This window comes from Flavobacterium suzhouense (assembly GCF_042684765.1).
Taxonomy (GTDB): Bacteria; Bacteroidota; Bacteroidia; order Flavobacteriales; family Flavobacteriaceae; genus Flavobacterium; species Flavobacterium suzhouense.
Map to the genome: position 1 here is coordinate 116831 of NZ_JBHUMD010000027.1, position 13790 is coordinate 130620.

The window sequence follows — 13790 nt, forward strand, 5'->3', positions numbered from 1 at the left end:
GACAGGTCCACAAGGAGCTACCGGAACGCAAGGTGTTGCCGGAGCAACAGGAGCTGACGGGAAAGGTATTGCAAGCACAGTTGACAACAACAACGGTACATTCACGATCAACTATACAGACGGTACTTCATTTACCACTTCAAACCTAACTGGTGCTACAGGAGCTCAGGGAGCAACAGGAACACAAGGTATCCAAGGTCCGCAAGGCGCAACCGGAAACGATGGTGTTGCTGGTCCTCAGGGAGCAACGGGAGCTGATGGAAAAGGTATTGCAAGTACAATTGACAACAACAACGGTACATTCACGATCAACTTTACAGACGGTACTTCATTTACCACTTCAAACCTGACAGGTCCACAAGGAGCAACAGGAACGCAAGGTGTTGCCGGAGCAACGGGAGCCGACGGAAAGGGTATTGCTAGTACAACAGATAACGGAAACGGTACATTCACGATCAACTTTACAGACGGTACTTCATTTACCACTTCAAATCTGACAGGTCCTCAGGGAGCAACCGGAACACAAGGTATCCAGGGTCCACAAGGAGCTACCGGAAACGATGGTGTTGCTGGTCCTCAGGGAGCAACAGGAGTTGACGGGAAAGGTATTGCAAGCACAGTTGACAACAACAACGGTACATTCACGATCAATTATACAGATGGTACTTCATTTACCACTTCAAACTTAACTGGTGCTACTGGAGCCCAAGGTGCTACTGGAGCTCAAGGCGCAACAGGTGCTCAGGGCGCAACAGGTGCTCAGGGTGCAACAGGTGCTCAGGGTGCAACAGGTGCTCAGGGTGCTACTGGAGCCCAAGGTGCAACAGGTGCTGACGGAATACAAGGACCACAAGGTCTACAAGGAAATACAGGTGCTACTGGAGCTCAGGGTGCTACTGGAGCTCAGGGCGCAACAGGTGCCCAAGGTGCTACAGGAGCTCAGGGTGCAACAGGTGCCCAAGGCGCAACAGGAGCTCAGGGTGCAACAGGAGCTCAGGGTGCAACAGGTGCCCAAGGCGCAACAGGTGCTCAGGGTGCTACTGGAGCTCAAGGCGCAACAGGTGCTCAGGGTGCAACAGGTGCTCAGGGTGCAACAGGTGCTCATGGTGCTACTGGAGCCCAAGGTGCAACAGGTGCTGACGGAATACAAGGACCACAAGGTCTACAAGGAAATACAGGTGCTACTGGAGCTCAGGGCGCAACAGGTGCCCAAGGTGCTACAGGAGCTCAGGGTGCTACTGGAGCCCAAGGTGCAACAGGTGCTCAGGGCGCAACAGGAGCCCAAGGTGCAACAGGTGCTCAGGGTGCTACTGGAGCTCAAGGCGCTACTGGTGCTCAAGGTGCAACAGGTGCTCAGGGCGCAACAGGTGCTCAAGGTGCAACAGGTGCTCAGGGCGCAACAGGTGCTACAGGAGCTCAGGGTGCAACAGGTGCCCAAGGCGCAACAGGAGCTCAGGGTGCAACAGGTGCTCAGGGTGCAACAGGTGCCCAAGGCGCAACAGGAGCTCAGGGTGCTACAGGAGCTCAAGGCGCAACAGGTGCTCAGGGTGCAACAGGTGCTCAGGGTGCAACAGGTGCCCAAGGTGCTACAGGTGCTCAAGGTGCAACAGGTGCTGACGGAATACAAGGACCACAAGGTCTACAAGGAAATACAGGTGCTACTGGAGCCCAAGGTGCAACAGGTGCTCAGGGTGCAACAGGAGCTCAGGGTGCAACAGGTGCCCAAGGTGCTACAGGTGCTCAAGGTGCTACAGGAGCTCAGGGTGCAACAGGTGCTCAAGGCGCAACAGGAGCTCAGGGTGCAACAGGAGCTCAGGGTGCAACAGGTGCTCAGGGTGCAACAGGTGCTCAGGGTGCTACAGGTGCCCAAGGCGCAACAGGTGCTCAGGGTGCTACTGGCGCAACAGGTGCTCAAGGCGCAACAGGTGCTCAGGGTGCTACAGGTGCCCAAGGCGCAACAGGTGCTCAGGGTGCTACTGGCGCAACAGGTGCTACAGGTGCTCAGGGTGCTACTGGCGCAACAGGTGCTACAGGTGCTCAGGGTGCTACAGGTGCTCAGGGTGCTACTGGAGCTCAAGGCGCAACAGGTGCTCAGGGTGCAACAGGAGCTACAGGTGCAACCGGTGCTCAGGGTCCACAAGGTGCGACCGGAGCAGACGGTGTAGGTGGAGTTACCACAGGAAGTTCTACCGTTACTGTTAGCGGATCTGGTACAGTTGCAACTCCATACGTATTGAGTGTTACTCCGGGCGCTAATAACTCGGTGATGACTACCAGCGGATCAGGAGCTGTACAGTGGACTAGTAATGATACATTCGTAAGCGAACCATGGAGAATACAGAACAGTACTAATCCTGCTAAAGCTAATACTGATAATATCTATCAGAATGGTAGAGTAGCGATAGGTAACTTCTCAGGAACAACATCAACAAATACACTTGATGTAAATACAGGTACTGTGAGAGTTGGAGAAATTAGAAATACATATACACAAGCAACTACTGATAAAGTTGTTGTGGCAGATACAAATGGTGTTCTAAGATCGGTTAATTCAGCAATGCCAAAAGTGTTCTACATGCCGGCAGTGATTTTTGATACGTCATCAAATGGTACCGGAATTAAACGAAATCTGTATATGGAATATCAGGCACAGTTTACGGGTCAGATATTTATACCAGATAATGCAACAGGTGGTTCACTTGGAGGAGCAAATGCAGGTTTCATCAAAAGTGCAGGTGCAGATGCAACTATACCTATTACGGTTCCTGCAAACGGATTAATGTATTATATTACATATTTTGATCCTACAGTATTTGCAAACCTTAGTATAGATGCTAATGGTATATTGACTTATGATATCATTGGATCAGGAACAGAAGCTTCTTACATGAACATCGTATTTGTGGTAAAATAATTATTATTGGGGCAGGCATAACAACTATCTTTATGCCTGTTTCCAATCAATAAATCAGTTATGATTAAAAAATTACATACATATAGTATTGGTTTACTTCTTAAAGCGATTTTATGCCTGGGTATATTAGTTGCTTTAGGAACCACAAAAGCTATGGCGCAGTTTGCTGTAAGCGAAGATTTTCGTGGAGCAGGTAATCCTGACATTATTATTGGAGACAATGCTTACCTTACATCGGGTAATGGTGACCCTGTAAATGGAGGCTGGTTAAGGCTTACAAGTGCTGCCACTTACCAAAAGGGTTTTGCTTATGTAGACAGATCATTTCCTTCAACACTGGGGGTTCTTGTTGATTTTGAATATAAGACCTGGAGAGATGTAAATGATGGTTATAACGGTGCTGATGGTATTGGGGTATTCCTTTTTAATGGAGATAGCTCAAATACTTTTTCGCTTGGAGGTTATGGAGGTTCGTTAGGATATGCACCTAATGGTGTTGGAGGTCTTAATGGCGGTTATGTAGGTATTGGTCTTGACGAATATGGTAACTTTTCGAATCCTACTGAGGGTAGAAATGGTGGTCCGGGTGAACGACCTAATGCCATAGTGTTACGTGGTCCTACAACTTCAAATTCAGGTACAACGAATCCGTATTTAGCAGGTACTACTATCAGAACAACTGATGGTGGCGCTACGTTTACCTATTCTACGACAGCAACAGGGGTGACAAGCCAAAATGCACTAGACTATAATACAGTAACCTCTACAAGGCCGACTGACTCCCAATTTTACAGGAGGATTCAGATTAAAATCGAAAGACTTACAACGGGTGGACAATATAAGATCACAGTTAGATGGAAGACGACTCCTACCGGTGCTTTTGTAGATGTAACATCTTATACTACTACAGATGTTCCTCCGGCTTTATTAAAACTTGGTTTTGCGGCATCTACCGGTGGAGGTGTGAACTATCATGAGATTCGAAATCTATTGGTTACTACACCAAATAACATGCGCGTTAAAAAGACCGCTAATAAAGACTTTATCCGTACAGTTGCAGGATCGGGCAGTGAAAACCAGATAATCTATACAATCGAAATTACTAATGATACTCCGGAACCGGTATATAATATCGATTTTGTTGACAGGATTACTGATGCTGATGGAAACTTAATACCTAAATATAACAATATAACAACTCCTAATGGATTTGAAATAACATCGGTTTCGGCTTCCGGTTTTACATCAGGAACACCTACGGTGGCACTTTTGTCAAATACTATTACGGGTACTTTTGCCATGCCAGCTAATTCTGTTGCAACTATTACGGTAACAGGTACGCTAAGAAATTATACACCAAGCGGTAATGTAGTTGTTAATACAGCGACAGCGACTCCGCCTTATGATGATGACTTAAATAATAATACTTCTATAGTTGAAACTCCGGTTTTGGCAGAGGGTATTGATATAGTACCTACGCATACACTAGATGAAAACTGTGCTGATGGCAGCAATACTTTTACAGTGAACGTTTCTAACGTTGGTGTACAAGATGCATCAATAACCACAGGTGGTAGTTCTAATAGATTACGTGTTTTCATTACTGTGCCTCAGCCTAACGTAAATGGATACGGTATAACATGGGATAATACAAACGGATGGACATTGCAAAATACTACTAATGCAGCGGGTAATACTACTTATGAATATCGCTCGAGTAATTCTGCTACTATAGCTTCTGGACAGGCCTATAATTATCCAATTGTATATACAATAACTAAAACAGGTGCTGCAACAGCCTATACGACTACTGCTGAAGCCAGATATACTAACAATAATGGAAATACCAATTTAGAACCAGTTGCTGCAAGAAATAACAATACAGCCAGTGTTTCGATTGTTACAATCCCTAATGCTCCAACTGCTAATAATGTTTATTACTGTCTTGGAGAAACTGCTTCACCTTTAACAGCTACGGCTTCTTCAGGTAATGTATTAAAATGGTATTTCTCGGCTACAGGAGGTTTTTCTTCTGATTATGCTCCGACACCTCTTACAGATGTAGCAGGTGTACAAAGCTATTGGGTAACTCAAACCAGAGGTACTTGTGAAAGTCCGCGTAGACAAATAAATGTTTATACTGCTCCTACACCTACACCGGGATCTATTGGTTCAGACCAGTATTTTTGTTCAGGGGGTGGAGATCCGGCGTTATTAACATCGGTAACAGCAGGTACTATAGGTTCGGCTTCGGGATTAACACTTACCCGTACTTATCAATGGCAGATTTCGACAAATAATGCCACATGGACTAATATTAGCGGTGCTACCAATGCTACTTATGATCCACCGGCAATTACTGCTACAAGATATTACAGAAGGATTACTGTATCTACAAACACAACCAATGGAGGATCTTACCAATGTCAGTCGGCTCCAACAAACGTGGTTACTGTAAAAGTATATGGCAACAATCTTACCGGAGGTGTAATCTCTGGTCCTGGAAGAGTTTGTTCAGGAAGTACAGCTACGCTGAATAATGATTTGAATGGTGGTGATGATACGGTTAACTATCAATGGCAGTCATCTACTATTGGTAGCCCTTTTAACTGGGTAGATATTCCGGGTGCTACAAGTGCAAGTTATACAACAGGGCCTTTAACTGCGAGAACATGGTTTAGACGTTTAGCAGTTAATCCATGTGTTACCGGAACAACAGGTGATATAAATGTTGATGTAACTACTATCAACCCGGGTAGCCTTGGTGCAGATAAAACGATTTGTTATAATACTTCTCCGGGAACTTTAGGCTCGGGAACGGGTACATCAAATGGTTCGTCTTCTACAGGTACAGTGTCATATACATGGCAGTCTGCTCCCGGAGCAACAGGAGGAACATTTACTACTATTGCCGGACAGACCGGAGCAACATATGCTCCCGGTAACCTTACAGCTACAATACGTTACCGTCGTATTAGTACTAATACATCAAATGGTGTAACCTGTGATGGTTATGTAGATATATTGGTTACAGTTCAGACAACGCCTGTAGCTGCAAGTATTACAGCGCCATCGCCTAATACAATATGTTATGGTAGTTCAGTAACTATTGCTTCAGGAGGAACAGGGACAGGAGATGGAGTGATTACCTATCGTTGGGAATCCAGTGCGATATCTCCGGTATCATATTCAACTATTGCAGGACAAACAGGAGCAACGCTTACAGTAAACCCTACTGTTTCTACTATGTATCGTAGATACACAGTGTCCACTGTTAATACTGTAGCCTGTGAATCCGTAGCTACAAATGCAGTTACAATAAACGTTCAGGGACAAATAAACGCAGGTACTATAGGAAGTGACCAGTCGATATGTAGTGGTGCTACACCAAGTACTTTAACCAGCGGATCTGCAGCTACTGTAAGTCCAAGTTTATCAGGTACTACTATAGCTTACAGATGGGAATATTCTACAGATGGCGGAACTACATGGACTACTGCACCGGGTACCGGTACAAATGCAACCTATTCTTTCCCGGGAGGTATATCTGCAAGCAGACTTTACCGCAGGGTAGCTGTAGTTACTGCAAATAGCAGGTCATGTGAATCACCTTCAGGAACTATAGCTATTAATGTGGTTACACCAACAGCAGGAAGTATCGCTGCAAACCAGACTATATGTTTTGGAACTCAGCCCTCACAATTTACTTCTGCAACAGGTGGTGCAGGTACAGGACCGGGCACATTTACTTACCAATGGCAGTCATCGGATAACGGTACTTCTAACTGGAATGATATTGGAGGTGCTACGTCAGAAACATATCAGGAGCCTAGTACGTTAACGGCTACAAAATATTATAGAAGGTATACCAAATCGAACACTAACGGAACTACTTGTCAGTCTCCTTATACAAATGTTATTACAGTAACAGTTGCGGGTCAGGTTAATGATCCGGGAAGCTTTACAGCAAGTAACCAGTATATATGTTCAGGAGCTAATCCTGCTCAGATTACATCTCAGAATGCGGGCTCAGTACCTGCACCGGGAACAATAAGTTATGTATGGCAGTCCTCTACCGATAATGGTGTTACCTGGAGCTCTGATATTGCAGGTGCAACAGGCGCTAACTATACGCCACCGGGACCAATGACTCAAAATACGTTGTTCAGAAGGCTTATTGTTGGAACATATAATGGAACACAGTGTCGTTCAGGCTGGGGGCCTCAGATTGCAATAAATATTAATGCAATCGCGACAGGTGGTCAGATTGGTTCAGATCAAACCGTTTGTAGCGGAACTGCTCCGACTCAAATTAGTAATGTTACCAGCGGTAACAACACGAATGGTGGTTATCAGTGGCAGTCGTCTACAGACAATGTAACATGGACAGATATATCAGGTGCAAATAATGCAGATTATCAACCCGGAACTATAACACAGACAACATATTACAGAAGATTAGGAAGATCTAACAATGGTGGTAACGTGTGTACGGGTACATCTCCTTCAAATGTTGTTACGATGACAGTTCCTTCGGTACCAACACCGGGAACTATTGGTAGTAACCAAAACGTTTGTGGAAATGCAGTTCCTGCTTTACTTACGTCATCTTCAGCCGGTACAGGTGGTACAAGTTACCAATGGCAGGAATCGTATGATAATAGCTATTGGGCTAATATTACAGGAGCTACATCGGCTACTTTCCAGCCACCGGCCTTGTCTTCTACACGTTATTACAGAAGGCTTTACATGAATAACGGTTGTGCATCTGCACCATCAAATGTTGTACTTATTACTGTAAATGTTTATCCTAACCCTGATAGTATTGCTGCTGACCAGACAGTTTGTAGCGGTTCAATACCAGCGACAATAACAGGCGGTACAGGATGGGCAGGTGGCGGCACAGGAAGCTATCGCTGGTATAGTTCAACTGATAATGCTACATGGACATTTACAGGTGTTACAACTCAAAATTATACTTTTTCGGCAGCTTTGGCTTCGACAACATACTATAGAAGAGGATTAACTTCAAGCCCTTGTTATGGTGAAGTATATACTAATACCGTAACGATTACAGTAGTACCCGGTCCGGTAGGAGGTACAGCTGCGGCTAACCAAACTATTTGTAATGGTGCAACGCCTGCTGCACTTACAGTGACAGGAAGCAGTGCCGGAACTTACCGTTGGGATGTATCTACAGATAACGTTAACTGGACAAGTACGGGTGTAACAACTGCAGGATATGCTCCGGGAGCATTGACAGCTACACGTTATTACAGACGTGCTATTATATCAGGATCTTGTACAGGTGAAGCTTATTCTACTACGGTAACTATTACAGTGCAACCGGTTATTAATGGAGGTACCGCTGCTGCAGACCAAAGTATCTGTAATGGAGGAACGGCAACAGCTCTTACTGTTACCGGAGCAAGCGCAGGAACATATCGTTGGGAAGTATCAACAGATGGTTCTACATGGAGTTCTACAGGAGTTACAACAGCAAATTATAGCCCTGGATCGCTAACAGCTACACGTTATTACAGAAGAGCAACTATTTCAGGTTCTTGTGAAGGATTTTCAACGATTGTAATCATTACAGTTTCAGCAGTTCCTACAGCAGGTGCTATAGCAGCTAACCAAAGTATTTGTAGTGGTGCTACTCCGGCAGCATTAACTTCAACTACTGCGGGTACCGGTACAGGAGCTATTACTTATGCATGGCAGTCTTCCACCGATGGCGGAGTTACATGGAGTGCTGATATTGCAGGTGCTACAGGCGCAACCTATGCACCGGGCGCACTTACGCAAACAACAAGATACCAAAGGTTCACTATAGCTACTAATGGTTCGGCAACGTGTCGTTCGGTAGCAACAACAGCGGTAATCATTACAGTTTCAGCAGTGCCTACAGCTGGTGCTATTGCAGCGAATCAGAATATATGTAGTGGTAGTACGCCAAGTGCCTTAACTTCTACAACTGCAGGTACTGGTACCGGAACTATCACTTATGCATGGCAGTCATCAACTGATGGTGGTGCTACATGGAGTGCTGATATTGCAGGTGCTACAGGCGCAACCTATGCACCGGGCGCACTTACGCAAACAACAAGATACCAAAGGTTCACTATAGCTACTAATGGTTCAGCAATTTGTCGTTCAGTGGCAACAACAGCCGTAGTTATTACAGTATCTGCTGCACCAACGGCAGGTTCGCTTACAGCAAACCAAAACATTTGTATGGACAATGCTCCGGCGGTAATAGGTCCGGGTACTGCTGGTACAGGTTCTGGTACGGTAACATACATATGGGAATCATCACTTAATGGAACAACAGGATGGACAGTGATTGCCGGTGCGACTTCGGCTTCATACCAGCCACCTGTTATACATTCAACAACATATTACAGACGTACAACAGTTGCCACATCTACAGTAAGTGGTAATACGGTTCAGTGTCAATCTGCACCGACAAGTGCAGTAACTGTAGTGACCAGAAACTGTAAGGTTATAACAAACCCTATGATACGTTCGAAAGTTAATTAATGCACCCCAATGCAAAAGAAAATGAAAAGAAGTATAATAATTATCGCGTTTATGTTGTTTTGGGCAGCTTCATTTGCCCAAAATACCGGGCAGACCACGAATCAGGGAAAACTTTATGTAAGCCCTAATACTGTTATGACCATAATGTCGGATTTTGACAATCAGGATCTGGGCGAATATGAAAATAATGGTGAGGTTATTTTTCACGGTAATTTTAATAACGACGGAGTAACAACTTATAATTTAAATAGAGGCGAGGGATATACCCGCTTCGAAGGTTTCTTGCAGCAGAACATAACAGGCAGCATGCCGGCAGAGTTTTACAACGTATTGTTCAATAATCCAAACAATACTGCAACAGAAGCAGCTTTCCGTTTATTTGGGGATATTTCGGTTAGCGGCAATGCAGACTTTTTTAATGGAGTAATCAAGGATGATGTATTTGGGGGAATCATTGTATTTGAGAACAATGCAACACACAGCAATGTGGGTAACGACAGCCACGTAGACGGTTTTGTAATTAAAAATGGAAGTACCGAATTTACCTATCCTATAGGTGATCAGGATTCTATTAGCAAAGCACGTTATTACAGGTATGCTGCTATTTCTGCTTCAGGAGATCAGGCCAGTAGCTTTAATGGCAAATACTATCTGCAAAACTCTAATGATATACACCCTCACAGTCTTAAAAGAGGTGTGATTGATATTATAGATACCAAAGAGTATTGGAGAATAGATAAAGCAGGCAGCCAAACCGATATAATGGTTACACTAAGCTGGGACAAGGCAACAACAGATCCCGCAATTTTGGTTCAGCCTTATGAAGAGATACATATTGTACGCTGGGATGAGCAGGAAAATGTGTGGGTTGATGAAGGAGGCGTTGCAAATGAGGTAAACGCCACTCAGGGCACGGTGACCGGTGTGGTAAATGTTGAAGGATATGGTATTTTTGCATTAGCAAGAGTGAAGTCCGATATTATGCTTCCCGGGGATATCGTAATCTATAATGGTGTGACTCCGGACGGCGATGGTCAAAATGATTATTTTGTAATTGATAACCTGAAAAATTTCCCAAAAAATACGGTTGAGATTTACAACAGATGGGGAGTTAAGGTTTTTGAAACGGCTGCATACGATACAAGAGGTAACGTTTTTAATGGTACTTCTGAAGGAAGAGCCACTGTTACAGGATCGAAAATACTACCAACAGGAACTTACTTTTATATAATTAAATATGTTTATGAGATGCCTGGTATTCCTGCAAGGGAAATTAAAAAAGCAGGTTACCTATATTTAAGTTCAGACTAAAAGAAATACTATATAATGAGAATGCAACAGTTTAAATGTATTATTATACTCCTTGTTGGATTAGTTTGCAGTAATGAAGCTATGGCACAACAGGACCCTCAGTATACTCAATACATGTACAATCCTATTAATATCAATCCGGGTTATGCGGGAAGCCGTGGAACAACGAGTTTTTTCCTTCTTCACAGGGCACAATGGGTTGGCCTGGATGGGGCTCCCGTTACCAATACCGCTTCGCTTAATGCGCCGGTAGGCCGCAATGTAGGATTGGGTTTAACATTCGTTAATGATAAGATTGGTCCCACTGATACTAATTTATTTTCGGCAGATTTCTCTTATACACTAAAAGTAAATGATGATTATAAAGTTGGTTTGGGTATTAAAGGATCGTTGCAGCTTTTCAACGTTGATTTTACCAAACTGAACATATATGATCCGAGCGATCCGAGATTCCAGACAAATATCAATAATCAGCTTACGCCAAATGTAGGAGCAGGAGCTTTTCTTTATTCTGATGCTACCTACTTTGGATTATCCGTGCCTAATATTCTGGAAACACAGCACTATGAGCACAATGAGGTATCGGTGGCTAAAGAAAGATTCCACGTGTATGCTATGGGAGGTCATGTGTTTGACCTTGCTTATAACTGGAAATTTAAACCGGCAGCTTTAGCAAAGGTAGTTCAGGGTGCTCCGGTACAATTAGACCTTACGGCTAATGTATTGTATAATGATAAATTTACGGTTGGTGTTGCCTATCGTTGGGATGCTGCAGTAAGTGCACTTGCCGGTTTCCAGGTTAGCGATAAACTGTTTATAGGTTATACATACGATACAGAGACTACAGCTTTGGCTGATTACAATTCCGGTTCGCATGAAATATTCCTTCGTTTTGAACTGTTTAAAAAGTATGAGAAGGTTATGAATCCACGTTTCTTCTAATATCATGAAAAAAATCAACCACATAGCACTTTTCATTTTCATGTTGTTATTTTCTGCAGCATCTTTTGCACAGGAAAAGACAACAGGTACTCAGGAGAAAAAGATCAGGGAGACGCCTAAACAGCAAAAAGCCAGGGAGAAAGTAATGAAGGAAGGAATGGCTAAAATGGATAAAGCCGAACTCCTTACAGAAAAATACAACTATGACGAAGCTATAAAAACATACCTGAAAATTGAGGAAAAAGGTTTCAGGACGGCTTCATTGTATAAAAAACTTGGCGATGCATATTATGCTAATAATGATGCCGGCCAGGCTATTCGTTGGTACAGAGAGCTTTTTAAACTTAAAAAAGAAGTTATCGAGCCCGAATATTATTATCGTTTGGCACAGTCCTTAAAAACAGTTGGAAAGTATGATGATGCCAACAAACTTCTGGATGAACTCCATACGATTAAATCTGATGACCAGCGAGGAGATTTGTTTGACAAGAACAGGAACTATATAAATTCCATAGAAAGTAATTCGGGAAGGTATAAAGTTAAGATTACTACTGCTAGCAGTACTGTTTCGGATTACGGAGCTGCTTTTTACGGCACCGACAAGATTGTTTTTACTTCTAACAGGGATAGTCTTGGCGTTACAGCCAGAAAAGACAGATGGACAAATAAGGCATTTACCGCCTTATATATTGCTGAAATTGGACCCAAAGGAGATTTGGTACGTCCTCAAAAGTTTTCAAGCAGAGTGCAGACCAAACTGCATGAGTCTACACCTGTGTTTACTAAAGATAAACAGGTTATGTATTTTACAAAGAATAACCTGAACGATGGTAAGCTGCAAAAAGATGATAAAGATCGCATTCTTTTAAAAATATACCGCGCTGAAGCGGATGGTGATAAATGGAAGAATATTAAAGAGCTTCCGTTTACGAGCAATAGCTACAACACGGCGCATCCTTGTCTTAGTCCGGACGAAAAGACATTATTCTTTGCTTCCGATATGCCGGGCGGATATGGTATGTCTGATATTTACAGCGTAAGCATTAACGAAGACGGTACGTTTGGTAATCCGGAAAATCTTGGCCCAGGTATTAATACTGAAGCAAGGGAAACATTTCCTTTTGTAACCGAAACCAAACTTTATTTTGCTTCCGACGGACATCCAGGTCTTGGAGGTCTTGATGTTTTTGTTGCAGAGCTACAGCCAAACGGAACCTATGTAAAGGCCATAAATGTTGGTGAGCCTATTAATACACACTTTGATGATTTTGGTTTTATCATAAACGAAGAAAGCAGGATGGGCTATTTTACATCTAACCGAACAAGTGGTATTGGTTATGATGATGTTTACAGCCTTACTGAATATATTGCTCTTGATTTTACCTGCAGGCAATTTATATCAGGTATAGTTTCGGATAAGGAAACTAAAAAAGCAATTACAGGGGCTAAGGTTGCCTTATATGATGCCGATGAAAACCTTATGGAAGAAATGGTAACGGCTGAAGATGGTGTATACTATTTTGGTGTTGATTGTGAAAAGGCTTATACCGTTAAGATACAGGCACTGGATTATCTTCCTAAAGAATTGCCAACGGAGGTTACAGAGAAAGAAGGTGATGTGGTACTTCCTGCAGTTATGGAAAAACCGGAGAAAATAGTTGAGCCTGAAGCCCCTAATATGTATGAGAATGCTGCTCCGGTGGTGGGACTTGACCTTGCTAAAAAATTCAGGATTGAACAAATTTATTTTAATACGGGCCGTTACAACATACGTCCTGATGCTGCAAAACAGCTGGATAAAATTGTTATATTCATGAAAGAACATCCATCTATAAAGATTGATATCAGGTCACATACCGATTCCAGAGGTCCGGAAAAACAAAACCAGTTGCTGTCTGAAAACAGGGCACGTGAGATTATGGCCTATATCATTAGAAAGGGTATCGATTCAAAACGTCTAACAGCAAAAGGATATGGTGAGTCACAACTGGTTAACAAATGCGCCGACTGGGTGAAATGTACCGAAAAGGAACATCAGGCCAACAGGCGAAGTGAATTTATTATTACTGATATGTAAAAC

5 protein-coding genes are annotated in these 13790 nt (G+C 43.4%); all 5 read left to right on the forward strand.

Annotated features, from left to right (window positions below; all coding sequences use genetic code 11):
- Window positions 1-2914, forward strand: a 2914-nt coding sequence (locus ACFSR3_RS13810; RefSeq protein ID WP_379821755.1) for a beta strand repeat-containing protein, incomplete at its 5' end; no start/stop codon positions are given.
- Between the two features lie 60 nt (window positions 2915-2974).
- On the forward strand, window positions 2975-9457 hold the full coding sequence (locus ACFSR3_RS13815; protein ID WP_379821757.1) for an Ig-like domain-containing protein: 6483 nt from the start codon (window positions 2975-2977) through the stop codon (window positions 9455-9457).
- A gap of 21 nt (window positions 9458-9478) precedes the next feature.
- Window positions 9479-10768 (forward strand): gliding motility-associated C-terminal domain-containing protein, encoded by a 1290-nt coding sequence (locus ACFSR3_RS13820; RefSeq protein WP_379821759.1) that lies wholly within the window; start codon window positions 9479-9481, stop codon window positions 10766-10768.
- Window positions 10769-10783: 15 nt separating this feature from the next.
- A complete protein-coding gene (locus tag ACFSR3_RS13825) occupies window positions 10784-11710 on the forward strand; it encodes a PorP/SprF family type IX secretion system membrane protein (RefSeq protein ID WP_379821762.1) in 927 nt (308 codons plus the stop codon).
- Window positions 11711-11714: 4 nt separating this feature from the next.
- Window positions 11715-13787, forward strand: a complete 2073-nt coding sequence (locus tag ACFSR3_RS13830; RefSeq protein WP_379821765.1) for an OmpA family protein — start codon at window positions 11715-11717, stop codon at window positions 13785-13787.
- Window positions 13788-13790: the final 3 nt, after the last annotated feature.

Coding starts and splice junctions, on each gene's coding strand:
- ACFSR3_RS13815 (WP_379821757.1), top strand. CDS start 2,975: ATGATTAAAAAATTACATACATATAGTATTGGTTTACTTCTTAAAGCG.
- ACFSR3_RS13820 (WP_379821759.1), top strand. CDS start 9,479: ATGAAAAGAAGTATAATAATTATCGCGTTTATGTTGTTTTGGGCAGCT.
- ACFSR3_RS13825 (WP_379821762.1), top strand. CDS start 10,784: ATGAGAATGCAACAGTTTAAATGTATTATTATACTCCTTGTTGGATTA.
- ACFSR3_RS13830 (WP_379821765.1), top strand. CDS start 11,715: ATGAAAAAAATCAACCACATAGCACTTTTCATTTTCATGTTGTTATTT.